This is a genomic window from Streptomyces sp. NPDC048171 (assembly GCF_043202655.1).
In the GTDB taxonomy this organism is placed as follows: domain Bacteria; phylum Actinomycetota; class Actinomycetes; order Streptomycetales; family Streptomycetaceae; genus Streptomyces.
Map to the genome: position 1 here is coordinate 82,804 of NZ_JBIDAU010000004.1, position 24,131 is coordinate 106,934.

Consider the following 24,131-nt stretch of genomic DNA (forward strand, 5'->3'; position numbering starts at 1 on the left):
CGGGCCGTGCCGTACGCGCGCGGTGGTCGAAGCGATGCGCAGGAGGCATGACCATGCCCAAGTACCTCATCCAGGCCAGCTACACGCACGAGGGCACGAAGGGGCTGCTCAAGGAAGGCGCGCGCGGTCGTCGCGCCGCCGTCGAGCAGGTCGTCACCGGCCTCGGCGGGCAGGTCGAGGCCATGTACTTCGCCTTCGGGGAGAGCGACGTCGTGATCATCGTCGACTTTCCCGACCCGATCTCCATGGCCGCCGTCAGCCTCACCGTGAAGGCCAGCGGTGCCCTCCACACCCGGGCTACCCCCCTCCTCACCCTCGACGAGATCGACGAGGCCGCCCGCCGCCAGGTCGCCTTCCGCCCTCCCGGCGCCTGAACGCCGGCTTCCGCGCGGGTCTAGGCACCCACCCGCTCCACCAACCGCACCGTCACCACATCCCCCTCCCCCTTCCCGATCGCCTTCCGCACCTCCGCCTTCACCGGCAGTTTGTGGGTGCCGTCGCCCAGGGCCATGAAGGAGCTCTGGAAGGGGTGGCCGTCGATCGTGCCGCGGACCTTTACCAGGCCGTGGGTGCCGAAGAAGGCGGCGGACTCGGGCCAGACCACGTAGGTCCAGCCGCCTTTGGCCGGGCTCTTCTGCAGGGTCGCGGTGAATTGCGCGTCCATCGTCCGTACCGCCTGTTCGGGAGTTCTTCGAGGGTCCGTCGTCAGGGGTAGGACCGGTGCCGGCCGCCGAAGTCATCGGTGGCCGGGTGGATCGTGATTACGCCGGTTCCACCGGCAGCCACAGCTCGCACGTCGCCGACGTGAAGTCCTCCGCGCGGTCCAGGACCGCCACGATCGACGGGCCGGGACGCAGGCGCCACGGGTTGGAGGGGAACCACTCGGTCGCCGTCGCCGCCCAGGCGGTCTGGAGGGTTTCCGGGTGCGGGCCCGAGGTGCGGAAGACCGCCCACATGCCCGCCGGGACCTCGATGGCGTCGAGGTCGTCGGGGGCCGGGGTGTCCCCGGTGACCGCGACGCCGTGCAGGTAGGTCAGGTCGGTGCCCTCCGCGCTGTCGGGGGCGAGGTCGTCGCAGACCTGGAGGAGGCCGGCCGGGTCGGTGTCGCTCAGGGACTTCAGACGGGCGTGCTCCTGCGGGGGGAGGGCCGCGATGTGCTCCTGGATGTGCGGGTTGACGCCCTCGTGGATGAGGGGGACGCGCGCCGCGTGTCCGATCAGGCGGAACGCGGGGCGGTCGGCGAAACGGGTGTCCATGGGAGTGCTCCCTTCGACGGTCAGGCGGAACCTGAGCTGCGGTTGTGACTGAAGGGGGCCTCCGGCCCGGCGTACCTCGCGCGGCGCGGCGCGGTGCACGGCCCGGAACGCGCGTCCGAACGCCTCCGTCGAGCCGTATCCGTGGCGGACGGCGATGCTCAGCAGGTCGTCCTCGCCCCGTACGACATCGGCGGCGGCGACCGTCATGCGGCGCCGGCGGACGTACTCCGACAGCGGCATGCCCGCCAGCGACGAGAACATCCGGCGCAGGTGGTACTCGGTCGTGCCGAGCGTTCCGGCCAGCGCGGGTACGTCGAGCTCCTCGGTGAGGTGCTCCTCGACGAGGTCGATGAGCCTGTTCAGTGCCGAGATCACGGGGCCTCCCTTCCTGCGTCAACCGTGGCAGGGGGCGGCCCCGCGGCGCCCGATCGTTGTGGTCCGGTTCGATCGGGGGCTCCGGCTCACGCGGGTACGGCGGGCTGGTCGGGCCACGTGAAGGCGTAGCGCGGGTCGCCGCCGCGGGTCAGGCGTACGAAGCGCAGGAGTTCGCGGACGATGCCCGCGTTGCCCGCGGCCCAGCCGACGTGCGGTTCGAGCGCGCTCGGGGTGGCGCGGTGCTCGACGTTGGACCAGCGGGCGCCGTCCTCGTCCCGGGTCGCGCGTGCGGCCAGGTCCGTCGCCAGGAGGTGGGCGAAGCCGTCCGGGGCGTACAGGTCGAGCCGCTCGGCGATGCGGTCGCAGGCCAGGGCGAGGACGCCCGCGGTGCCGCAGCAGCGGCCGTTGTTGTCCCAGAAGCCGGGGCGCAGCCGCCGGGGCACGCCGGAGTGGGTGACCGTGTGCCAGCAGCGGTCGGCGAGGGCGGACCAGGCGGGGTCGGCGGTGACGTCCCGCAGCTGGCGGAAGGCCTGCGCGTCGCCGGCCGGGCCGTGGCACCAGCCGTAGCTGAAGGGCTCGATCACGTCGGGGCGGAACTGGGGGGTGGAGTGGCGGACCAGGAAGTCCGGACCCGGACCTGCCTCGCCGGCCTCCCCGCCGCCGGCCGGTTGCGGCTCGGCCCGCGCCACGAAGTCCGCCGCGCCCGCCAGCGCCAGCTCCGTCAGGTCCGCCCGGCCGGTGTCCGCGCCGACCCGGGCCAGCGCCAGGGCGATGCCGAGCGACCCGTGCGAGACGTGGTGCAGCCGGGCCTCGGTGTCCGGGCGGTGGGCCCACTGGACGCCGTCGGGCGTGGGCTCCGCGGTGCGCAGGTACGGCTCCATGGCCAGGACGGCCAGGTCGGCGTCACCGGCCAGCAGGGCGCCGAGGCCGATGCCCGCGTTGCCGCCCATCAGCTCGAAGAGCGTGCCCCAGCGGGTTCCGTCGAAGCGGTCCCGTACCAGTTCCAGCGCGCGGTCGGCCGCCGTGCCGGACGCCTCGTCGCCGAGTTGCTCCCGCACGGTCCGCAGGACGAGCGCCAGTCCGGTGCGGCCGAAGTAGAGGGAGTCGTCCTCGATGTCGTCCACGGAGCGGGCGAGGGACCGGGCCGCGCGCAGGGCGGTGTCGGCGTACGCGTCGTCGCCGAAGTGGCGCCATGCCTCCAGGAGTACGGGGATGTTGCCGGCCGTACCGCTGTAGAGCATCGGCTCGGATTCGGCGTCCGAGGGGCGTTCGGGCCAGGTGAGGCCGCCTCCGGGGGCCTCCCGTGCCGCACCGATCAGCCATCGCAGCGCGTCCACCGCGAGTTCCTCGAATTCGTCGACCGCCACGACGGTGGCCCCGGGTGCCGTCATGGCGCCAGTCTCGCACCCTCCGACCGCCGACCACCGTTCGTCGGAGGACGGCCTCGATAGTGCCCCCAGGCCTGCCCTCGCGGCCCTGGTGCCCGTCCTCGATCCGGCGCTGGAATTCAGGTTCGTAGCAGCTATCGCGGGAGTGACGTGCGGGCGCAGAAGGGGCCGGGCCAGGTCGACAAGGCGGGCCTTGGGCAGGAGGCCGAAGCCCGGCGGGTGCCTCCGGTGGGCCGGCGCGCCGAGGGGCTGCTTGCGTTGGGGCACGCTGCGGGCAACGACGCGGTGGCTCGCGCGGTCGGAGAGCAGCGGCACACCGGCGTCGCCCCGTCCCTCGCGGTGGTGCAGCGCGCACCTGCGGCGAGTGCGGCCGCGGACGCCGCGGATCCCGAGGTCCAGCACCTCCACGACTTCGCGAAAGAGGCACTCGCGTCGGCGGACAAGCTGATCGCTCAGGCCGAGTCGTTCCGTTGGTCGTTCAAGTCCCTCGCAGACAAGCAGAAGCTCTGTGACGAGCTGGGAACCGTCCTGGACACGGCCGAGCACATGATCTACGGCCAGTTCCGCGGCGATCCCGCCGGCAAGGCCGACAACGCCAGGAACCGCGGGCTGAAGGCGCTGCTGGACGAGATCCAGCAGCGGCACTTCTCGTACGTCAGGATCCTGCGGAAGACCTCCGGGCTGCGGCCCGTCGGGATGGACCTCGCCGCGGGAGACACCGAGGGCGCCCAGGGACTCTCCGACACCTGGTCGCGAGTGGCGAGCGGGCGGGGGATCGCGACGTCGACGAAGCCGCTTCCCGCCGGAGACGACCCCAACCCGGCGGCCTTGGAGGGGTTCGACACCGAGATGCTCTCCAGTCACGCCCGGTTGCTCTCCAGGCAGCACGGCCGCGGCCTGGTGTCCGATCTGGCCTCGGACTCCGCTTCCACGAAGCCCACGGTGAAGGTCGTGCCGTATCACCCCGAGGTCGTCAAGATGATCGGGAAGACCGATCTCGCGGCGCAGGCGGACGCGGACGACCGGCCGTCGGCTCTCGCGGAGAGCGCGGAGAAGCCCAACACCGGCTCCACCAGCACCGTTTCCGTGCCGCACAAGTTCATGGACAGCGAGGTCGCCAAGGACGGCGAGTCCCATACCCCCGTCTTCGCGGTCTACGGGCATGAGCTGATCCACGCCCAGCACAACAAGCACGGCATCAACGTCGCGGACCTCGGCACCAGGGAGGACCAGGAGGAGGAGAAGGCGACCGTGTCCGGCACCGAGTCGTCGGCCAGGCTGCACCGGACGAAGAACCTCGGCATGGTCACGGAGGAGATGCTCAGAGATGAGCACAATCTTCCCCGGCGGGGCGGGTACACGTAGCCGAGTCGCGCCGGCCCGGCCGTGTTTCAGTTCGCCGTGGTGAGGTGGCCGCGGTTGCCGCGGCGGCCGCGCAGGCCCTGCCAGACCGCGCCCAGTGCCAGCGACTGGACCAGTGCCGAGAGCACGATGCCGCCGATGAAGAACCAGGCCGGCGCTTCGCCGCCCCAGCTCCCCTCGCCGAGCCAGGCCACGAAGCCGAAGGCCGGGAAGGTGAACAGGGCGGGCCAGACCCAGATCAGGGACGCGTCCGGGTTGTCCGCGAACAGGGGCTGCACCGTGGCGAAGGCCATCGCGCCGCCGACCAGGGCGAGGTAGATCCCCGAGACGCGGTTGGCGACGGCGAGGCGGGCGACGGTGCGTACAGGGCTGGTCTTCACAGGATCTCGATCTCCCCGGGAGTCGTCTCGGTCCACGTCTTCTTCCTGTTTCCAGGGTCGGACGCAGGCAGCTCCGGAGCCTGAGTACCCGTACTCAAGTCGAACGACGCGACACCCATGGGGGGCCTGGGGCGGCCGGCCACAGCTCCGGCCGCCCCACGCACCACCGCTGTGCCGTCAGCCGCACTGGCAGGGATTGCCCGACTGGCAGCCGCAGCCGCACCCCGAGCCGCAGCCGCAGGCGGCGATCAGGGGCAGGGCGCGGATCTCGGCGGGCTGCTCGGTGCGGCGTTCCCGGGCGGGGCCGGGCTTCGTGCTGGGGGAATCGGCCATGGATCCTCCTGGAAGCGGGTGCCTGCCTCCCTCCGGAGGCCGGTGTCCGTCTCCATTGCACGCTCCGGGCGGCCGCCGTATCAACGGCGCATCGGGGCGTCGCCGCGCGCCCCGGCCCGCACGCTCCCGCGCGGGGTCAGGCGCCCTCGACCTGCGTGGTCGGCTGGATGTCCGCCTGGAGGTCGTCGGCGTGCTCGCCGGTGACCAGGTAGACGACGCGCTTGGCGACCGCGACGGCGTGGTCCGCGTAGCGCTCGTAGTAGCGGCCCAGCAGCGTCACGTCGACGGCCGTCTCGATGCCGTGCTTCCAGCGGTCGTCCATCAGGTGCTGGAAGAGCGTGCGGTGCAGGAGGTCCATCGCGTCGTCGTCCTGCTCCAGCTGGAGGGCCAGGTCGACGTCCTTGGTGATGATCACCTCGGCGGCCTTGGCCATCAGGCGCTGCGCGAGCTGCCCCATCTCGAGGATGGTCGCGTGCAGGTCGTGCGGGACGGCGCGCTCCGGGTAGCGCAGCCGGGCCAGCTTGGCCACGTGCTGGGCCAGGTCGCCCGAGCGCTCCAGGTCGGCGGACATCCGCAGCGAGGTGACGACGATCCGCAGGTCCGTCGCCACCGGCTGCTGCCGGGCCAGCAGGGTTATCGCCCGGGCCTCCAGCTCGTGCTGGAGTTCGTCGACCCGCTGATCGCCCTCGATGACGGCCTCGGCCAGCTTCAGGTCGGAGTCGAGGATCGCGGTCGTGGCGCGTCCGATGGCCGACCCGACCAGCCGGGCCATCTCCACCAGACCGTCGCCGATCGAATCAAGTTCCTCGTGGTACGCGTCCCGCATCAGGGTTCCCTCTCGTACGTCCGTTTAGGGGGCTCAAAGAACTGGCTCGCACAGGGCCAGCACCGGCTCGCACCCCTCGCCGTGCCCCCACGCTTACACGTTCCGGCCTGTACGCGTCCGTTTCCGGCACCACAAATGAACCATCACTGGCTCCAAGGTGAACTCTGGGCGACGAGTGTTCGAGGTCGCACCCCGATGGCTGGGGCGAGGACGTACGGCATGCCTAACCTGGAGACATGGACGTGAACGCGGCGGTCGCCGCAGTGGCAGCGATCGCCGGAGTACTCACCGGCGTCATCGCCGTGCTGGCGTTCCGCTGGAGCGAGCGCGACCAGAAGCGCCCCACCCGTACCTCCCTGCACACGGATCCCGTGCTTCCGCCCGGGGTGGACACCGTCCTGTCGGTGCTCCGCTCCTCCGCCGTCGTCCTCGACGAGGCCGACGGCGTGGTCAAGGCCAGCTCGGCGGCGTACGCCCTCGGCCTGGTCCGGGGCGGCAAGCTCGCCGTGGAGCCCATGCTCCAGATGGCCCGGGACACCAGGAGGGACGGGGAGATACGGCAGGTCGAGCTCGACCTGCCCAGGCGCGGGAACGGACGGGGCGAGGCCCTGGCCGTCTCCGCGCGCGTCGCGCCGCTCGGGTCCCGGCTGGTGCTCCTGCTGGTCGAGGACCTCACCGAGGCCCGCCGCATCGAGGCCGTACGGCGCGACTTCGTCGCCAACGTGAGTCATGAGCTGAAGACCCCGGTCGGGGCGCTCTCCCTGCTGTCCGAGGCCGTCATGGACGCCGCGGACGATCCGGAGGCCGTGGAGCGGTTCGCCGGACGGATGCAGATCGAGGCCACCCGGCTCACCAACCTGGTGCAGGAGCTCATCGACCTGTCCCGGGTGCAGAACGACGACCCCCTCGACGACGCCGAGCCCGTCCGGGTGGACGAGCTGGTCGCCGAGGCCATCGACCGCTGCCGGCAGGCGGCCGGCAGCAAGCAGATCACCATGGCCGCCGGAGGAACGGCGGATCTGCACGTACGCGGCAACCGCGGCCAGCTCGCCGCCGCGCTCGGCAACCTCGTCGAGAACGCCGTCAACTACTCACCCGCCCGCACCCGCGTCGGCATAGCCGCCCGCCGCGTCAACGCCCCCGGCGGCGACCTGATCGAGATCGCCGTGACCGACCAGGGCATCGGCATCTCGGAGCGGGACAAGGAGCGCGTCTTCGAGCGCTTCTACCGCGTCGACCCGGCCCGCTCCCGGGCCACCGGAGGCACCGGTCTGGGTCTCGCCATCGTCAAACACGTGGTCGCCTCGCACGGCGGGGAGGTCACGGTGTGGAGTGCCGAAGGCCAGGGCTCCACCTTCACCCTGCGACTGCCGGAATCGGGCCTGTCCCGCGACCGCGCGTCGCGGACGCCGGACCACGACGGGCTCGACGACGAGCCCGGCGGGTCCCCCTCTTCCCCCCAAACATCCCCGTACGAAACGCTTCCCGCCCCGGAGGTCCTTCCGTGACCCGTGTGCTCGTCGTCGAGGACGAGGAGTCCTTCTCCGACGCCCTGTCGTACATGCTCCGCAAGGAGGGCTTCGAGGTCGCCGTCGCGACCACCGGCCCCGACGGACTCGACGAGTTCGAGCGCAACGGCGCCGACCTCGTCCTCCTCGACCTGATGCTGCCCGGCCTGCCGGGCACCGAGGTCTGCCGCCAGCTGCGCGGCCGCTCGAACGTTCCCGTGATCATGGTGACCGCCAAGGACAGCGAGATCGACAAGGTTGTCGGGCTGGAGATAGGGGCCGACGACTACGTCACCAAGCCCTTCTCCTCCCGCGAGCTGGTCGCCCGCATCCGCGCGGTACTGCGCCGCCGCGGCGAGCCGGAGGAGGTCGCTCCCGCCGCGCTGGAGGCCGGCCCCGTCCGCATGGACGTCGACCGGCACGTGGTGACCGTGGGCGGCACCAAGATCGACCTGCCGCTCAAGGAGTTCGACCTGCTGGAGATGCTGCTGCGCAACGCCGGCCGCGTCCTCACCCGCATGCAGCTGATCGACCGGGTGTGGGGCGCCGACTACGTCGGCGACACCAAGACCCTCGACGTCCACGTCAAGCGGTTGCGCGCCAAGATCGAGCCCGACCCGGGCGCGCCGCGGTACCTGGTGACGGTGCGCGGGCTCGGCTACAAGTTCGAGCCGTAGACCGGACGCCGTCCCCCGGGACACGGCGAAGGGCGGGACCTCGCGGAGGTCCCGCCCTTCGTTCGTACGGTGCTCAGTGGCCGGCGTCGGTGCCCGTACCCGTGCCGGTGCCCTGCGAGGTGCCGGAGGTCGCCGTTCCGGCGGTGCCGGCCTCGCCGGAGGGCTCGCCCGTCCCGGGGGCCGAGGCGCCGTCGCCCGGGGTGCCCTGGCTCTCGCCGTCGGACGGCTCGCCGGAGCTCCCCTCGGAGGGCTGTGCGGACGCGCCGGGCGCCGCCGGGACGTCGCTGGGGCCCCAGCCGGAGAAGTAGCTCTCGGCGGGAACGACGAAGGCGCGCAGGCTCACCTCACCGGCCTTGCTGAAGGTGAAGGTGATCTTCTGCGCGTTGCCGTCCTGGACCGCCTCGCGGCTGCTGGGCAGGACCGCGGCGGCGTTGTCCTTGCCGCCGACGACCAGGGATCCGCCGGCCGGGACGGTCAGGCCGCCCTTCTGGCCCTCGGCGGGCTTCAGCTCGGCGGTCTTGTCGGTGCCGGCCACGGTGATGGACTCGAGCGTCTGGTCCGACCTGCCGTTGTTGAACAGCGTGGCGGAGACCACCGCCGGGCCCGTCGACTCCAGGTCCGGCTGCGTGATGACGACGGCGTTCTGGATCTGGATGTCACCGACCGTCGTCGCGGCGTTGTCCGGCTTGATCTCCAGCGACTGGGCGTTGTGACCGGCACCGCACGCGGCGAGCGAGGCGATCGAGAACGCGATGGCGGCGGCGGCGAGGGCACCGCGTCGAAGGCTGCTGCTCACGGCGGCGGCAACTCCTTGGACTCGAGCGGGGTGGCGGCAACGGATAAAGCCGCCCTAAGTGACTGTCAGCGGCCTTAGGCTACCGAGCCGTTCCCGGGCCGCCGCACCCGACCCTCCCCGAAGGGCCACGGGCTTCGCCCGGCAGGCGGCAGTCCCGGCCCTCTTCAGGGGCCGCTTTGCGGCTCGCATCCGTCCGCCATTCACATATGAACCCGTCCGCCATACGGGTTGTCGATCGGTGCGCGAAATTTCGGTGAAGGAATGCGCGGACCGCCACGAAATTGATCACCGAGGGCCCGCCGGCGTGGCTCGTGATCAATTCCGGAATCGGCCGGAACCCCGGCGCGGCCACCGAACGGAGTAGCGGAAGTCGCACGCCTGGAACCGGACATATCGGGATGTTCAGCCCGGTGGATGGCGCTCCGCTTGTGTGTGACGGGCCTGTTTCGCCCGGCCTGGAGAGCCGCTCCGACCTGCGAATTCTTTCTTCCGCTCACCTCGCGCAGCACGTTCCTGTTGCTGTTGTCAAGCCCCGAGATATGCCCTGACCTGCGAAAACGCCATTCAGAACCCGCCGTTTCCGTGTTACCCTGGATAGCCACGGAAGGGGTACCTGTCACATGACGTTCAAGGTTGGCGACACCGTGGTCTATCCCCATCACGGGGCCGCGCTGATCGAGGCTATCGAAACTCGTCAGATCAAAGGCGTGGACAAGACCTACTTGGTGCTGAAGGTCGCTCAGGGCGACCTGACGGTACGTGTGCCAGCGGACAATGCGGAGTTCGTCGGCGTGCGTGATGTGGTTGGTCAGGACGGGCTGGACCGGGTCTTCGAGGTGCTGCGCGCGCCGTACGCCGAGGAGCCCACGAACTGGTCGCGTCGTTACAAGGCAAACCTGGAGAAGCTCGCCTCCGGCGACGTCATCAAGGTCGCGGAAGTCGTACGCGATCTGTGGCGTCGTGAGCGCGAGCGCGGACTCTCCGCAGGTGAGAAGCGCATGCTCGCCAAGGCCCGCCAGATTCTGGTGAGCGAGCTGGCTCTCGCGGAGAACACCAACGAGGACAAGGCGGAGGCCCTGCTCGACGAGGTGCTCGCCTCCTGAGGCGAGGCGCGGACCGCCACCCGCTCGGTTCAGCGCAGTGAAATGCCGTGGTGCCCGATGACATCTTTGCTGTCGCCGGGCGCTGCGGCATGTTCGTACCCGGACGTGAATTCGCGCATCCGCAGGTCCGGATGCCGATGATCCTCGTACGCTCCTCCCGGGAGGCTTTCCCCGGGTCCTGGTGTGCCGGGCCCGGACTGCTGGCTCGACCAGGGTCACGGAAGGGTCCGGTCAAGGCGTCGCGCCCGGCACGGTGAGGCCATACCCAACTAGGTCGAGCACACAAACCTGACAGGAACCGATGTCTGACGATTCGCGTCCCTCGCCCGCCCCGTCGTCGGCCGACGGGGCCGCCCACGACCGTGCCAACGCCAGGACCGCGGCGGTCATTCCGGCCGCCGGCCGCGGCGTACGGCTCGGGCCGGGCGCCCCGAAAGCCCTCCGGGCGCTGGGCGGCACGCCCATGCTCATCCACGCGGTCCGGGCGATGGCCGCCTCCCGCGGGGTCTCCCTGGTGGTGGTCGTCGCCCCGCCCGACGGCGCGGCCGAGGTCAGGAGCCTGCTGGACGCGCACGCGCTGCCCGAGCGCACCGACTTCCTCGTCGTCCCCGGCGGCGCGACGCGCCAGGAGTCCGTCCGGCTCGGACTGGACGCGCTGCCGCCGGAGTACGGCATCGTCCTCGTGCACGACGCGGCCCGGCCGCTGGTCCCCGTGGACACGGTGGACGCCGTGATCGAGGCGGTACGGGACGGCGCGCCCGCCGTGGTGCCGGCCGTGCCGCTCGCCGACACCGTCAAGCAGGTCGAGCCCGCCGAGGTCCCCGGTGCGCCGGAGCCCGTGGTGGCGACGCTGCAGCGGGCGCTGCTGCGGGCGGTGCAGACGCCGCAGGGGTTCGACCGGGGGACGCTGGTGCGGGCCCACGAGACGGTGACCGACGACGTCACGGACGACGCGAGCATGGTCGAGCGGATGGGGCCGGCCGTGGTGGTCGTGCCGGGGCACGAGGAGGCGTTCAAGGTGACGCGGCCGCTGGATCTGGTGCTCGCGGAGGCGGTACTGGCGCGCAGGAGGCTCAACGATGGGTTCTGAGGCTGCTGAGGGTCCCGGGGCGGCCGCGTTGCCGGTGTTGCCGCAGGTGGGGATCGGTACGGACATCCACGCCTTCGAGTCCGGGCGGGAGCTGTGGTGCGCCGGGCTGAAGTGGGAGGGCGAGGGGGACGGGCTGGCCGGGCACTCCGACGCGGACGTCGTCGCGCACGCGGCGTGCAACGCGTTGTTCTCCGCGGCCGGGCTCGGGGATCTCGGGCAGCACTTCGGCACCGGGCGGCCGGAGTGGGCCGGGGCGTCCGGGGTGACGCTGCTGGCGGAGGCGGCGCGGATCGTGCGGGCCGAGGGCTTCCGGATCGGGAACGTCGCGGTGCAGGTGGTGGGGGCGCGGCCGAAGATCGGCAAGCGGCGGGACGAGGCGCAGAAGGTGCTGTCCGAGGTGGTGGGGGCGCCGGTGTCGGTGTCGGGGGCGACGACGGACGGGCTGGGGTTTCCCGGGCGGGGGGAGGGGCTGATGGCGGTGGCGACGGCGTTGGTCGTGCGGGTTCCCTAGCCGGGCGGGCGAGGTGGGGCGGTGCGGTGCGCGGCGGCGGGAGGGGTGCCGTCGGGTGACGCGCCGTGCGGGGCTCTGCCCCGCGCCCCGCCAGGGGCTCCGCCCCTGGACCCCGGCCTGTGCCCACCCACCACCCGAATCGGCCGGGCAAGGCGCTGGACTCGCCACGACCGCCCGGCTCAGCCGGGCAAGAGGTGGGGCACCAACGTCGGCGGTGTGCCCCTGGCACCCCTCGGGGCCTACTACCCTGGACTCGTGACTATTCGGCTGTACGACACCAGCGCCCGGCAGATCCGTGACTTCGCCCCCCTCACGCCGGGCTGCGTCTCGATCTACCTGTGTGGTGCCACCGTGCAGGCGGCCCCGCACATCGGGCACATCCGGTCGGGCCTGAACTTCGACATCATGCGCCGCTGGTTCGCGTACCGCGGCTACGACGTCACGTTCGTCCGCAACGTCACCGACATCGACGACAAGATCATCAAGAAGGCGGCCGAGCAGAGCCGCCCCTGGTGGTCCATCGGGTACGAGAACGAGCGGGCGTTCAACGACGCCTACGACGCCCTCGGCTGCCTGCCGCCCACCTACGAGCCCCGCGCCACCGGGCACATCACCGAGATGGTCGAGATGATGCGCGGGCTCATCGAGCGCGGACACGCCTACGAGGCCGAGGGCAACGTCTACTTCGACGTCCGCTCCCTGCCCGGCTACCTGTCGCTGTCCAACCAGGACCTCGACGACCTGCGCCAGCCCACCTCGGAGGGCGAGACCGGCAAGCGGGACCCGCGGGACTTCGCCATGTGGAAGGCGGCGAAGCCCGGGGAGCCCAGCTGGGAGACGCCGTGGGGCCGGGGGCGCCCGGGGTGGCACCTGGAGTGCTCCGCCATGGCGCACAAGTACCTGGGCAGCGAGTTCGACGTCCACGGCGGCGGGATCGACCTGATCTTCCCGCACCACGAGAACGAGATCGCCCAGGCCGTCGGTTTCGGCGACGCCTTCGCCCGATACTGGGTGCACAACGCCTGGGTCACCATGAGCGGCGAGAAGATGTCGAAGTCGCTCGGCAACAGCGTGCTCGTCTCCGAGATGGTCAAGCAGTGGCGGCCGGTCGTGCTGCGGTACTACCTCGGCACCCCGCACTACCGCTCCACCATCGAGTACAGCGAGGAGTCCCTGCGCGAGGCCGAGTCGGCGTACGCGCGCATCGAGGGTTTCGTGCAGCGCGTCACCGAGCTGGCCGGGCAGACCGTCGAGCCGGCCGCCGAGGTGCCGCCCGCCTTCGCCGAGGCGATGGACGACGACCTGGGCGTCCCGCAGGCGCTCGCCATCGTGCACACCACCGTCCGGCAGGGCAACAGCGCGCTGGCCGCCGACGACAAGGACGCCGCCGTGGCGCGGCTCGCCGAGGTGCGGGCCATGCTCGGTGTCCTCGGCCTCGACCCGCTGGCCCCGCACTGGGCGGGGGAGCAGGAGCAGGGCGAGGACCTGCGGCACGTCGTCGACAGCCTCGTACGCCTGGTGCTCGACCAGCGGGAGGCCGCGCGGGGGCGGAAGGACTGGTCCACGGCGGACGCCATCCGCGACCACCTCGGACAGTCCGGACTGGTCATCGAGGACAGCCCGCAGGGGCCCCGGTGGAGCCTCGGGTCGCGCTGACCCGGCCGGTCGGCGAGGTCCGTCCCGTAGATCGATTGTGCCGCCCGGCCCTCCGGGCGGCACACTGCATAGAACACACCGCGTAGAACACAGCTTCACGCACACTCCCGTAGAGAGCGGAGACAGGTAACTCATGGCCGCGAACAACCGCCGCATGTCCGGCAAGAAGGGCGCGCAGGTCGGCAGCGGCGGCAAGCGGCGCCGGGGCCTGGAGGGCAAGGGGCCGACGCCTCCCGCCGAGATGCGCAAGGGGCACGCCAAGCAGCGCGCCGCCAACGCGAAGGCGCGCCGCGCCACGGGACGTACGCAGCAGCAGCGGCGCGGGGGCGGGCGCTCGACGTCCGAACTCGTCGTCGGCCGCAACCCCGTCTACGAGGCCCTGCGCGAGGGCGTGCCCGCCTCGACGCTCTACGTCCAGCAGTTCATCGACAACGACGAGCGGGTGCGCGAGGCGCTCCAGCTCGCCGCCGAGCGCGGTGGCATCAACCTCATGGAGGCGCCGCGTCCCGAGCTGGACCGGATGACCAACGGGCTCAACCACCAGGGCCTCGTCCTCCAGGTGCCGCCGTACGAGTACGCGCACCCCGAGGACCTGGTCGCCGCCGCCCACGACGAGGGCGCGGACCCGCTGATCGTCGCCCTCGACGGGGTGACCGACCCGCGCAACCTCGGTGCCGTCGTCCGCTCCGTCTCCGCCTTCGGCGGCCACGGCGTCGTCGTGCCCGAGCGGCGCGCGGCCGGGATGACGGCCGGTGCGTGGAAGACGTCCGCCGGCACGGCGGCCCGTACGCCGGTCGCCCGCGCCACCAACCTCACGCGCGCGCTGGAGTCGTACCAGAAGGCCGGGATCACGGTCGTCGGCCTCGCCGCCGACGGCGAGGCCGAACTCGGCGACCTGGAGGCCCTGGACGGACCCGTGGTCATCGTGGTCGGCAGCGAGGGCAAGGGACTGTCCCGGCTGGTCGGCGAGACCTGCGACTTCCGCGTGCGGATCCCGATGCCGGGCGGCGCCGAGTCGCTCAACGCCGGTGTGGCGGCGGGGATCGTGCTGTACGAGGCGGCGCGGCGACGCCGCTGACCCGGGGTGATCGGTTCTTCGGGTGGGGGATGGGTGTTCGGGTCCGTCCCCCACACGGGGTGTTCCGGGTGGTCCGGGCTGGTTTGACGCGGTCCGGACAGATCCGGGCGGTCAAGGCAGTGTCCTAACGACACATCACTCGGTTAGATGAGCGTGGACACCAGAACACCCCGCACACCCACGGGGGACCGCTCGTCGGGATACGACGACGCTCCCGCGCTGAGCATGGTGAAGGTGCCGAGCGATCCGGCCGAGGTCATCGTGAACCACGCGAGTTTCCGCGTGCAGTTCGGTGCCTCCGCCCGGCGGACCCAGTCGCCGCGGATCGCACAGCACTTGAGCGCCACCCAGGCCACCCCCCGCATGCCCGCCGCCCCGGGCCGTCGCCGGGCCGTCGTGTGGAGCGGACGGTCCGCCCCGGACGACACCGGCGCGCACCGGCTGCTCCAGGCGGTGCGGGCGGGAGCCGGTCACCACGTCGAGGACCCGGCCGCCGACGCCGGAGCCACCCAGGTCATCCCCAGGGTCGATCTCGGCGGGGACCCCCTGGGCTACGACGACTACGACGGCTACGACGGAGGCCCCGCCACCGAGACCCTCGAAACACCCCTCGTCGGCGCCCAGCGCGGCCCCGTCCCCGAGGGCACCCGGCTGCTGCCGGCCATGCGCACCGTCGGCAGCGCCTACGACGAACCCGCCTACGCCGCCCAGGACTTCGGTCACGAAGACCACGAGGGCCACGACGGCTACGGCGACGACACGGACCCGGACGAGCCGCGCGGCAGGCGCCGTTCCGACGACCCGGCGCGGCATGCGTACTTCCCCGGCCGCCGCATGAACCTCGGGGTCGTGCTGCTGCCGCTGCGCGTCTTCCTCGGCTTCATCTCGATCTACGCCGGCATGGGCAAGCTCTGCGACCCCGTCTACTTCGACGGCGGCGAACGCGGCTCCATGGTGAAGTGGCTCAACACCCTGCACCCCTGGGACGTCGCCGAGCCGCTGCGCCAGTTCGCCCTCGCGCACCCGGTCGGCGCCGGGCTCGTCATCGCCTTCCTCCAGGTGCTGGTGGGCGTCCTGACCGTGCTGGGCTGCTGGCAGCGCGTGGCCGCCGTCATCGGCGCGGGCCTGTCGGCCGCGCTCCTGGTCACCGTCAGCTGGAAGAGCGTCCCCGTCTACGACGCGCCGGACATCATCTACCTCGCCGCCTGGTCGCCGCTGATCATCGCCGGGGCGCCCGTCTACTCCGTGGACGGCAGACTCGCCGGCAGCGCCTGGCGCCGGCTCGGCCCGCGCGCCGACATCTGGGACCTGCGCCGCTACGTCCTGCGCCGGGGCGCCCTCATCACCTTCCTGGTCGCCGGTGCGACCCTCCTGATCGGCTCGCTGCTCGGCGGTGCCGTCCGGGACGCCGACCGCGTGGTCGTCCCCGGCCCCGGCGAGTCCCCGCGCAACGAACTGCCCGGCGCCCCGCTCCCGCAGGAGCCCGGCACGCGCGAGCCGAAGAGCCCGGAGGCCTCCGCCTCGCCCACCCAGGGCGCGACCAGCGGGGCCACCACCCCCTCCACGGGAGCCGCGACCACACCGGGCGCGACCCGGGAGAGCGGTACCACCGGCGGCGGTACGCCCAGCCAGACCCAGGGCGCCGGCGGACAGGCCCCGCCGCGGCAGTCGTCCCCGGCCGGCCGGGACCAGGCGCCGACCACCACGGCCGGACCGACAGCCGGGGGCACCTCGACCGGCTCCGGGGGCTCCGGCGGCTCCACCGGGGGCTCCACCGGGGGCTCCGGAAGCGAGGAGGGCGGCGGCTCCTCCTCCACCGGCCAGCCGGGCAACGGACGCCTCGTGGGCGGCCTCCTGGGGTAGCTGGTTCGGTGCCGTCCTCGGCAAGTCGGGGCCACTCACGAGATGACGAGTGGCCCCGACTTGTGAAGGAGGCAGACGCGGGGAGCGTGCCGTCGCGGCGTCAGCGCTCCGAGGCGGACGCGACGAAGCGCGCCCACGCACCTGGCATGAGCGCGAGCTGAGGTCCTGCCGTGGTCTTGGATTCGCGCCGTCGCTGTAACTGCTTTTGAACCAGACCAGTTCTGGGGCATCCCCAGCAGGCCCGAGGAAGAGAGCCTGCGCCCGGATGGTCCCGTCGCGGTACCACCCACCGCCACGCTCTGTGATGTGAACCGGTGATTGGCCGAACGCCCGCCGCTCGCAGGCAACTTCCGCCGCCAGATTCACCTACCTGGGCTTCTGAGGCGGAGCCCCGCGAAGGGAACGCGCCGGCCTCGACTGGAGCGGCCGATGGCCATGGCGGGGGTGCCGACCCGCTGTCGCCCACGGTCAGTGGGTGCAGCCCGTGCGGCCGCGAAGACGTCGCCGAGCCCCTCAGCGGCCGCTCAGGGCCGCCAGCTCGCGGGCCGCTTCCGTCAGGTCCTTCGCGGTGTCGATCGCGCGCCAGTAGGAGCCCTGCGGGATCGGGAAGCCGGACAGCCGGCGCTCGCGGGCCAGCCTGGGGAACGTGGTCCGCTCGTGATCGCCGCGCTCCGGGAGCATCGCGGCGAAGGCGGACGAGAAGACGTACACCCCGGCGTTGATCTCGAAGGTCGACGGCGGGGCCTCGATGAAGTCGGTGATGTGGCCGAAGCCGTCCGTCTGCACGGCGCCCCACGGCAGCCGCGGGCGGGCCAGGGCGAGGGTCGCGACGGCGTCCCGCTCGGCGTGGAAGTCGGCCATGTCGCGCAGCGAGAAACGGGTCCAGATGTCGCCGTTGGTGGCGTACCAGGGCCGGTCCGGGTGGGGCAGGTGCGCGGCGGCGTACTTGAGGCCGCCGCCGCGGCCGAGGGGCTCGGTCTCGACGACCGTGGTGACGGAGAGCGGCAGATCGGCGCTGTCGAGCCACTTCTGGAGCACCTCGGCCAGATGGCCGCAGGAGACCACGACGTCCGTCACACCCTCGTCGGCGAGCCAGGCGAGCTGGTGGCCGATGATCGGGGTGCCGGTGCCCGGGATCTCGACCATCGGCTTGGGCCGGTCGTCGGTGTACGGGCGCAGCCGGGAACCCTGTCCGCCCGCCAGGACGACGGCTTGAACGGGGTGGCGGGACGCGGCGTTCGGATCGGTCATGCCCGAACTGTACGCGGCGCCCCGCCGGCCCCCGAAGCCCCGTCAGCCGTGCGCGGCCAGCACACCCGAGGCGAAGGCGGTGTCGCAGACGGGGCGGGAGTACGACTGGGCCCGTGTCGGCCCGTACACCTTGACGGCGGCGCGGCCGAGGGCGCGGGCGATGGACGCGCAGTGGCCGGCCAGCGACGGGCGTTCGTTCACCGCCTCCTGGAGGTGGGTGAGGGCGACGCCCGGGTCCTCCTCCTGGAGCTCGGTCAGCAGCCGGTCGCGCAGCACCTCGTGCGGCGCGCGGGCGACGGTCCGGGAGGAGGAGGCCTTGGCCGAGGAGGCCTCCGACGCGGCGAGCACCGAGTCCGAGGGGTCCCCGGACCAGTTGACCCTGGTGACCGCGAGGGTCCCGGAGAGCACCAGGACGACGGGCAGGACGAAGGCGAGAGAGCGGCCGATCCGGTGGGCGGGGCCCCGGCCGCGTCGCGTCTGTCGGGTGGTGGAGTGCTTCACGGAGTGCTTCACGCGAGTGAGGGTAGCGCCCGGTAATGATTTGGCGACATTTAGTCACCCTTTCGGGGGATGAAGAGAAGCCCCGAAGTGGGTAGGGGGTTGACGCGCGGGGAGTGAAAAGTCCGTTCTGCCCGGGTGTTTGTCGGCAACGAAAAGTGCCCCGCAGCAGGCCGCGGGGCACTTTTCGTCAACGCGGGTGAAAATCACCCGCGCGAGGACGTTCAGTCGGAGAGGCGCTCGCCCGTGGACGACGAGAACACGTGGGACTCGCCCGGCCGCGGCACCACGTGGACCGTCGCGCCCTTCTCCGGCACCGAGCGGCTGCTGACGCGGACCACGAGGTCCTTCGACTCGCCGCCGACGTCGACCGTGCCGTAGATGTAGCCGTCGGCGCCGGTCTCCTCCACGACGTTCACCGAGACGGCCATGCCGGCCGGGGCGTCCTCGGTGTCCTTCGTCAGGGTCTTGGCCGCGCCGCCGTTCAGTTCGACGACGTCGAAGTGCTCGGGGCGGACGCCGACGGTGACCGTGCGATCGCCCTTGTCGGAGGCGGCCTTCAGGGCGTCGCGGTTGACCGGGACGACGCTGTTGCCGAACTTCACGCCGCCGTCGGTGATCGGGACCTCGACCAGGTTCATGGCCGGGGAGCCGATGAAGCCGGCGACGAAGAGGTTCGCGGGCTTGTCGTACATGTTCCGCGGGGTGTCGACCTGCTGGAGCAGACCGTCCTTGAGGACCGCCACGCGGTCGCCCATCGTCATGGCCTCGACCTGGTCGTGGGTGACGTAGACGGTGGTGATGCCGAGACGGCGCTGGAGCGAGGCGATCTGGGTGCGGGTGGAGACGCGGAGCTTGGCGTCCAGGTTGGACAGCGGCTCGTCCATGAGGAACACCTGCGGCTCACGCACGATCGCGCGGCCCATCGCCACACGCTGGCGCTGACCGCCGGAGAGCGCCTTCGGCTTGCGGTCCAGGTACTCGGTGAGGTCGAGGATCTTCGCGGCCTCCTCGACCTTCTGCCGGATCTCCGCCTTGTTGACGCCGGCGATCTTGAGCGCGAAGCCCATGTTGTCGGCGACGGACATGTGCGGGTAGAGCGCGTAGTTCTGGAACACCATGGCGATGTCCCGGTCCTTCGGCGGCAGGTGCGTCACGTCGCGGTCGCCGATGCGGATGGCGCCGCCGTTGACGTCCTCGAGCCCCGCGAGCATGCGGAGCGAGGTGGACTTGCCACAACCGGAGGGGCCGACCAGGACGAGGAACTCGCCGTCCTCGATGTCGATGTCGAGACCGTCGACGGCGGGCTTGGTGGAACCCGGGTAGATGCGGGTCGCCTTGTCGAACGTAACTGTGGCCATGGTGAATGGGCCCCCTTCTACCGGCAGGAACGTGCCGGACGATCCGTTGTAGGAAGGTGGTGGTGTAGTCCACACGGGTGTAGCTGGCTCAGGACGGTACCCGGCGTTCACCTGATCTGTCAGTACCTGTGGACCTGTGAACTTCGCCGAAATTTTCGAATCCCACCGTTCACCGGGCTCTGTGTAGAGTGGAGCGACCCGCGCGCGCGTGCCGCCGCGCGAGTGCCTCCTTAGCTCAGCTGGTCAGAGCGCCGCTCTTGTAAAGCGAAGGTCGTCGGTTCGAATCCGACAGGGGGCTCGGAGAAGCAGCAGGCCGAAGGCCCGACACCGTGCGGTGTCGGGCCTTCGGCCTGCTGAGGGCTGCCCCGAGGGTCTGCCGCGGGTCAGGAGCGGTTGGCGCTGGACCGGCCGAAGAACTCGATCTCCGCGATGGCGACCTGCTTGTCCGCGGAGGCCGCGTGGGCCGACTCGATGGTGAAGCGGACCTTGGTGACCTCCCCGACGCGGAACGGGCGTCGCTGGCCGCCGGCGCCCTGGTCCAGGGTGAGGTCGCGGGTCGTGGTCGACCCGTCCTTCAGGGTGATCGTCGCCTTCACGCGGTGCGGGAGGGCGCTCTCCTTGTTCTTCTCGGCGCGGGTGGAGACGCCGGGCGTGATGATGACGTCCAGCAGGCGGGTGGGCTCGGTGAAGGTGGCCTCGAGCCATTCGCCCTTGCCGGACTGCGAGATGCCGGGACCCCACCAGGTGTTGCTGAGCTGGTCGATGACCAGCTCGGGCTTGTGGCCGGCGTAGGAGTGCGAGGCGGTGATCCGGTCCGGGGAGACCGGGGCGCGCTTGGCGAAGTGGTCGCGGGTGGCCTGGTAGCCGTCCGGGATGTACATGAAGCCGAGGACGGTCAGGGTCACGACCACGACGATGGTGATCCAGGTGCCGATGCGGTCGAAGACCCGGCGCAGGCGCGGCCGGTCGCCGGCCCAGGGGGTCTCGCGGCGCGTGCCGCCGAAGAGCCTGCGCCACCAGGGGGCGCGTACGGCGGCCTGGTCGCCGCCGGCGACGAGGGGCATGGCGCAGCGCGCGCAGTAGTGGCGGTCGGGGCGGTTGGGCGTGGAGCACCACGGGCACGGCGGGCCGTTGGCGATGTCCACGTGGCCGGGGGCGCGGACCTGGGGCCGGTCCGCGTCGGGGCGGCCGGGCAGGACGGGGGCGATGCCGGGGGGCGGTGCCGGAGCCTGCGCCTCCGGGTCGGCCACGGGGACGAGGAGGGAGCGGGCGCGGTCGGACATGGTGTCGGTGAGCGCGTTCGGTGCGGGCACCGGTGCCACCGGGGTGGTGGGGGCGGTCTCGTCCGTGTCGGGGGCGCGGGAGGGCGCCGGGGCCGAAGGCGAGGACGCGGTGGAGGCGGCCGGGGAGGCATCCGCGTCGGCGGCCCTGCCGGCTCCCGCGGCACCGGCTGCCGCCGCACCCGCTCCTGCCGCTCCCGCTGCCGCCGCACCGGTGTCCGGCGTGCCGGGGGCGGGCGCGCTCGCCGCGCGGCGCGGCTGCGGCACGGTCGGGCCGTCCTCCGCCTCGCCGGACGGCGCGTCGGCGCCGCCGGGGGCGGTCGCCGTGGCCTGGTGGCCGCCTCCGGCGGGGGCCGCGGGCGGTGCGGCGGAGTCCCGGCCGGCGGCCGATGCGGTCGCGGGCTGCGCGGTGCGGGCGCCGGCCTGGTCCCAGCGGAGTACGGCGCCGCACGCGTCGCAGAAGGACTGGCCCGGTTCCGCGGGCGTCCCGCACTCGGCGCAGTTCTGCGTGGTCATCTCTCCGGGGTCCTTTCGGAGGCGGTCACTTCGACCGTGTAGGGCATGTGGGCGGGGCGGGCGGCGGCGACCAGGGTGTCCAGGCGATGGGTGTCGCCGGGTCTCGGTTCGGGCAGCCGGAGGGTGACGTGCAGGTGGGGGCGGGGAGCCCCGGGGAACGGTCCGAGGGGACGGGCGTTCCAGTCGGCGCCGCCGCTCTCGCTGATCTCCGGCTCCACGCCGAACGCGAGCCGTACGGCCTCGGACAGGCCCTGCCGGGTCCCCCGTACGCGGTGCAGCCGGGCGGCGGCGGCGACGGCCGCGCGCAGCATGGGCTCGGGTTCGGTGCCGTCGGTCTCGGCGCCGATCCAGCTGCCGAGCCACTGCGCGAAGTCGGCCGGCGTGAGGGCGGGGTCGAAGTAGGTGTCCAGGCAGTCCAGGACGTTGAGGATGGGCGCGAGGACGTCGTCGAGCCCGCCGACGAAGCGCAGCGCGAGGTCGTCGTCGGCGAAGACGGCCGGCAGCATCGTGGCGATGGGCAGCGAGGAGCCGAGTCCGTCGACGGAACCCCGGTGCGACACGGCGGCCGTCACGCGCCGTCCCCGATCACGCGGACCCGGTGGTCGAAGGAGAAGACCAGCGCGGGCGGTTGCAGGTCGATGCGGTCGGTGGGGTCGCCGCGCTTGCCGGTGAGCGGGTCGGCGGGGTGCAGGACGACCTCGTCGACGAGTTCGACGCCGGGCACGCGCTGGAGCACGGCGAAGACCTCGCCGGTCTGCACGGGGCGTCCGAAGGGCCAGCCCTTGCCGTCGGCGCCGCCGGTGAGCGGGTCGAGGTGGCGGTAGAGGGCGTCGTGGGCCTGGCGGCGCACCCGGTCGGTGTCGACGCCGCGGAAGGCGTGCACCGTGGCGACGACGGTGACGCCCTGGTAGTAGGGCGGGCCGACGGCCAGGCGGGTGCCGATGAGGCGGCGTTCGTCGAGGTGGCGGGTGATGCGGCCGAGGAGGGCGTCGCCGGGGACGAGCTGCTCGAAGCGGAGCCGGCCGCCCGGGTCCGGCACGGCCTGCGGGACCACGAGGACCCGGACCGCGTAGGCGCCGTGGTCGCCCTCCTCGCCCTCCAGGCAGGTGATGCGGGCGGTCTCGGGGGCGGCGCGGCGGGCGAGTTCCTCGTAGTCGCGCAGGGTCACCGCGCGCTCCTGGGCGCGCAGGGTGATCGGCGCCCGGAGCTTGGCCTCCTCGACGGTCTCGCCGTCGACGCCGCCGCGGGCGGCCTCACGGTTGACGACCTCGGAGACGTACGGGATGGAGGTGCGCAGCACCTGTACGGCGCCGCGGGCCACGTTGCCGGCCCTGCCGCCGCCGGTGCGGTAGCGCAGGGCGCGGATGACGGCGCCCTTGGGGGCGACGCTGCCGTACTGGCGCAGCGTGCCGTCGGCCTCGCGCACGGCGGGGCCGAAGGCGATCTCGCCGGTGGCGGAGTCCAGGGTGATGTGGTGGTCGTCGGGGCGGGAGCCCGCGAAGTGCGGGACGACCTGCCAGTCCTGCCAGCCGTCGTCGTCGGCGGTCTGGAGGAGGACGGGCGGGTCGCCGGCGACGACGGGGAAGTGCTCGAGCCGCAGCCGCTGGCCGGGCAGGCCGGTGGACTCGCCGAGCGCCTCGTCGAGGACGGACTCGGCGTGCACGACGCCGGTGGTGCCGCCGATGGTGTACGCCTCGGCGGCGTGGATGGTCGGCGAGGTGGTGTAGAAGGGCTGGCCGGGCAGCGGGTCGGTGACCCGGCAGCGTATCCAGCCCGCCTCGTGGCCGCCGTTGCGGGACAGGACGTGCCCGCCGGGGATGTGCAGCACGATGTCACCGGGGCGGTTGAGACCGCCGGTGCCGTCCCGGTCGACCTCGCAGGGCTGCCAGCCGTCCTCCGTCCAGGCCTCCCAGACCAGCGGAGGCTGCCGGGGGTCGACGCCGACACCGTCGACGCGGCTGTCGAGTTCCAGGGCGAGCGCGCAGTGCGGGGTGGCGGCGGTGAGGCCGATGAGCATGCAGTCGCCGGGGCGGGGGGCCTCGGCGAAGCACATCAAATCCTTGCCCTCGGCGAGGTCCGTGGTCCGGTCGGTGACGGCCTCGCCCTGGTGCTGGACGGCGAGACGGCTGAGCGAGCAGGGCACGACGGCCAGGTCGCCCTCGGTGGCGAACACGACCGCCTCGTCCCGCTCGGTGCGCAGGGTGGCGACCTCGGAGCCGACCGGCACGAGGATGGTGTCCTCCTGCGGCGCGGAGAGCCAGAAGGTGACCTCCGTGCGGGCGGCGGACGGCGGGAAGAGCGTGATGCCGACCAGGTCGAGGAAGGCGAGGTGGTTCTTCTCCGGCACCCGGTTGAGGCGGTAGACGATCTGGTCGGCCATGTGGGCGACCGTCTCGACGAGGGTGACGCCGGGGTCGGAGACGTTGTGGTCGGTCCACTCCGGGGCGCGCTGCTGGATGTAGCGCTTGGCGTCGTCGACGAACTGCTGGAAGCGGCGGTCGTCGAGGTTCGGGGAGGGCAGGGACATCAGAGGCCGCTTTCGGGAGAGCCGGGTAGGCCGGCGGGGCCGGCCGGACTGTCGGGGAGATCCGGCTCGTCGTGGGAGGGGATGACGTAGAACGGGAAGACCAGGCTGCGCGGGTTGTTGGTGCCGCGGATCGAATAGCGCACGTCGATGTAGAGGACGCTCTGGTCGGTGCCGGTGGTGACCTCGACCTCGTGCACCTCGATGCGCGGCTCCCAGCGGTCCAGGCTGGTGTACACCTCGTGCTGGATGCGGCCGGCGGTCTGCTCGTTGACCGGCGCGAAGACGAGGTCGTGGATGGCGCAGCCGAACTCGGGGCGCATCGGCCGCTCGCCGGGGGCGGTGGCCAGGACCAGTTGCATGGCCTCCTCGATCTCCCGCTCCCCGCTGACCAGGGCGATGCCGCCGGTGGGCCCGATGCGCAGCGGGAACGACCAGCCGGAGCCGACGAACTGTTCGGCCATCAGGGGGCCTCCTGCCTTCCTCTTGCGGTGCGTCC

Annotated in this window: 24 protein-coding genes and 1 tRNA gene; 11 read left to right on the forward strand and 14 right to left on the reverse strand. The window is 72.3% G+C overall.

Going from position 1 to position 24,131, the window contains the following annotated elements; translation table 11 throughout:
• Nucleotides 1-47 precede the first annotated feature (47 nt).
• On the forward strand, nt 48-374 hold the full coding sequence (locus ACGF3J_RS12165) for a GYD domain-containing protein (protein ID WP_393854079.1): 327 nt from the start codon (nt 48-50) through the stop codon (nt 372-374).
• Between the two features lie 20 nt (nt 375-394).
• Here ACGF3J_RS12165 and ACGF3J_RS12170 read toward each other — a convergent pair whose 3' ends face one another.
• From ACGF3J_RS12170 to ACGF3J_RS12180, 3 genes are all read right to left on the reverse strand, one after another.
• Nucleotides 395-664: a DUF1905 domain-containing protein gene (locus tag ACGF3J_RS12170; RefSeq protein WP_161326576.1), complete on the reverse strand. Its 270-nt coding sequence runs from the start codon at nt 662-664 to the stop codon at nt 395-397.
• Nucleotides 665-761: 97 nt separating this feature from the next.
• Nucleotides 762-1,631 carry a GyrI-like domain-containing protein gene (locus ACGF3J_RS12175; protein ID WP_393854080.1) on the reverse strand — a complete coding sequence of 290 codons (870 nt, stop codon included), beginning with the start codon at nt 1,629-1,631 and terminating at the stop codon, nt 762-764.
• 86 nt (nt 1,632-1,717) lie between these two features.
• A complete protein-coding gene (locus ACGF3J_RS12180) occupies nt 1,718-3,022 on the reverse strand; it encodes a lanthionine synthetase LanC family protein (protein WP_393854081.1) in 1,305 nt (434 codons plus the stop codon).
• 147 nt (nt 3,023-3,169) lie between these two features.
• Here ACGF3J_RS12180 and ACGF3J_RS12185 point away from each other — a divergent pair, with 147 nt between their 5' ends.
• Nucleotides 3,170-4,384 carry a M91 family zinc metallopeptidase gene (locus tag ACGF3J_RS12185; protein WP_393854082.1) on the forward strand — a complete coding sequence of 405 codons (1,215 nt, stop codon included), beginning with the start codon at nt 3,170-3,172 and terminating at the stop codon, nt 4,382-4,384.
• Between the two features lie 26 nt (nt 4,385-4,410).
• Here the strand turns inward: ACGF3J_RS12185 and ACGF3J_RS12190 are convergent, their stop codons facing one another.
• From ACGF3J_RS12190 to phoU, 3 genes are all read right to left on the reverse strand, one after another.
• Nucleotides 4,411-4,761 carry an SCO4225 family membrane protein gene (locus ACGF3J_RS12190; protein WP_393854083.1) on the reverse strand — a complete coding sequence of 117 codons (351 nt, stop codon included), beginning with the start codon at nt 4,759-4,761 and terminating at the stop codon, nt 4,411-4,413.
• Nucleotides 4,762-4,938: 177 nt separating this feature from the next.
• The gene (locus ACGF3J_RS12195) at nt 4,939-5,094 is read right to left on the reverse strand and encodes a hypothetical protein (protein WP_202557545.1); all 156 of its coding nucleotides are present in this window, start codon (nt 5,092-5,094) and stop codon (nt 4,939-4,941) included.
• 136 nt (nt 5,095-5,230) lie between these two features.
• Nucleotides 5,231-5,920, reverse strand: a complete 690-nt coding sequence (phoU, locus tag ACGF3J_RS12200) for a phosphate signaling complex protein PhoU (protein ID WP_161326571.1) — start codon at nt 5,918-5,920, stop codon at nt 5,231-5,233.
• Nucleotides 5,921-6,156: 236 nt separating this feature from the next.
• Here phoU and ACGF3J_RS12205 point away from each other — a divergent pair, with 236 nt between their 5' ends.
• Nucleotides 6,157-7,428, forward strand: a complete 1,272-nt coding sequence (locus ACGF3J_RS12205; protein ID WP_161326570.1) for a cell wall metabolism sensor histidine kinase WalK — start codon at nt 6,157-6,159, stop codon at nt 7,426-7,428.
• Nucleotides 7,425-8,105: a response regulator transcription factor gene (locus ACGF3J_RS12210; protein WP_019326704.1), complete on the forward strand. Its 681-nt coding sequence runs from the start codon at nt 7,425-7,427 to the stop codon at nt 8,103-8,105. Before ACGF3J_RS12205 ends, ACGF3J_RS12210 begins: the two co-directional genes overlap by 4 nt.
• 73 nt (nt 8,106-8,178) lie before the next feature.
• Here the strand turns inward: ACGF3J_RS12210 and ACGF3J_RS12215 are convergent, their stop codons facing one another.
• Nucleotides 8,179-8,901, reverse strand: coding sequence for a DUF461 domain-containing protein (locus ACGF3J_RS12215; protein ID WP_393854084.1), 723 nt, complete (start codon nt 8,899-8,901; stop codon nt 8,179-8,181).
• A 620-nt stretch (nt 8,902-9,521) separates the two neighbouring features.
• On the opposite strand from ACGF3J_RS12215, the gene ACGF3J_RS12220 reads away from it, so the two are divergent.
• The 6 genes from ACGF3J_RS12220 to ACGF3J_RS12245 all read left to right on the forward strand — a co-directional run bounded on the left by ACGF3J_RS12220 (nt 9,522) and on the right by ACGF3J_RS12245 (nt 16,202).
• Nucleotides 9,522-10,004, forward strand: a complete 483-nt coding sequence (locus ACGF3J_RS12220) for a CarD family transcriptional regulator (RefSeq protein ID WP_003953493.1) — start codon at nt 9,522-9,524, stop codon at nt 10,002-10,004.
• Between the two features lie 301 nt (nt 10,005-10,305).
• Nucleotides 10,306-11,094, forward strand: coding sequence for a 2-C-methyl-D-erythritol 4-phosphate cytidylyltransferase (gene ispD, locus ACGF3J_RS12225; protein WP_393854085.1), 789 nt, complete (start codon nt 10,306-10,308; stop codon nt 11,092-11,094).
• On the forward strand, nt 11,084-11,605 hold the full coding sequence (gene ispF / locus ACGF3J_RS12230) for a 2-C-methyl-D-erythritol 2,4-cyclodiphosphate synthase (RefSeq protein WP_393854086.1): 522 nt from the start codon (nt 11,084-11,086) through the stop codon (nt 11,603-11,605). The genes ispD and ispF overlap by 11 nt, the downstream gene beginning before the upstream one ends.
• A gap of 255 nt (nt 11,606-11,860) precedes the next feature.
• On the forward strand, nt 11,861-13,261 hold the full coding sequence (gene cysS / locus ACGF3J_RS12235; protein ID WP_161326220.1) for a cysteine--tRNA ligase: 1,401 nt from the start codon (nt 11,861-11,863) through the stop codon (nt 13,259-13,261).
• Between the two features lie 133 nt (nt 13,262-13,394).
• Nucleotides 13,395-14,339 (forward strand): 23S rRNA (guanosine(2251)-2'-O)-methyltransferase RlmB, encoded by a 945-nt coding sequence (gene rlmB / locus ACGF3J_RS12240; protein ID WP_114531982.1) that lies wholly within the window; start codon nt 13,395-13,397, stop codon nt 14,337-14,339.
• A 147-nt stretch (nt 14,340-14,486) separates the two neighbouring features.
• A complete protein-coding gene (locus tag ACGF3J_RS12245) occupies nt 14,487-16,202 on the forward strand; it encodes a DoxX family protein (protein ID WP_161326219.1) in 1,716 nt (571 codons plus the stop codon).
• Between the two features lie 513 nt (nt 16,203-16,715).
• Here the strand turns inward: ACGF3J_RS12245 and ACGF3J_RS12250 are convergent.
• The 3 genes from ACGF3J_RS12250 to msiK form a co-directional block, all read right to left on the reverse strand.
• A complete protein-coding gene (locus tag ACGF3J_RS12250; protein ID WP_161326218.1) occupies nt 16,716-17,453 on the reverse strand; it encodes a nucleotidyltransferase family protein in 738 nt (245 codons plus the stop codon).
• 42 nt (nt 17,454-17,495) lie between these two features.
• Nucleotides 17,496-17,954, reverse strand: a complete 459-nt coding sequence (locus tag ACGF3J_RS12255) for a hypothetical protein (RefSeq protein WP_161326221.1) — start codon at nt 17,952-17,954, stop codon at nt 17,496-17,498.
• A gap of 221 nt (nt 17,955-18,175) precedes the next feature.
• On the reverse strand, nt 18,176-19,312 hold the full coding sequence (gene msiK, locus ACGF3J_RS12260; RefSeq protein ID WP_161326217.1) for a diacetylchitobiose ABC transporter ATP-binding protein MsiK: 1,137 nt from the start codon (nt 19,310-19,312) through the stop codon (nt 18,176-18,178).
• 224 nt (nt 19,313-19,536) lie between these two features.
• Between msiK and ACGF3J_RS12265 the strand changes: the two genes are divergently transcribed.
• Nucleotides 19,537-19,610 (forward strand) — tRNA-Thr (locus ACGF3J_RS12265).
• An 85-nt stretch (nt 19,611-19,695) separates the two neighbouring features.
• On the opposite strand, the gene ACGF3J_RS12270 is transcribed toward ACGF3J_RS12265, so the two are convergent.
• From ACGF3J_RS12270 to ACGF3J_RS12285, 4 genes are read right to left on the reverse strand one after another with little or no spacing between them, the layout of a single operon-like run.
• Nucleotides 19,696-21,108: a zinc ribbon domain-containing protein gene (locus ACGF3J_RS12270; protein ID WP_393854087.1), complete on the reverse strand. Its 1,413-nt coding sequence runs from the start codon at nt 21,106-21,108 to the stop codon at nt 19,696-19,698.
• Complete coding sequence (locus ACGF3J_RS12275; protein ID WP_125495523.1) at nt 21,105-21,668, reverse strand: phage tail protein; 564 nt, start codon at nt 21,666-21,668, stop codon at nt 21,105-21,107. The genes ACGF3J_RS12270 and ACGF3J_RS12275 overlap by 4 nt, the downstream gene beginning before the upstream one ends.
• A gap of 8 nt (nt 21,669-21,676) precedes the next feature.
• Nucleotides 21,677-23,635, reverse strand: coding sequence for a putative baseplate assembly protein (locus ACGF3J_RS12280; protein WP_161328096.1), 1,959 nt, complete (start codon nt 23,633-23,635; stop codon nt 21,677-21,679).
• Nucleotides 23,635-24,096, reverse strand: coding sequence for a GPW/gp25 family protein (locus tag ACGF3J_RS12285; RefSeq protein ID WP_125495519.1), 462 nt, complete (start codon nt 24,094-24,096; stop codon nt 23,635-23,637). The genes ACGF3J_RS12280 and ACGF3J_RS12285 overlap by 1 nt, the downstream gene beginning before the upstream one ends.
• Nucleotides 24,097-24,131: the final 35 nt, after the last annotated feature.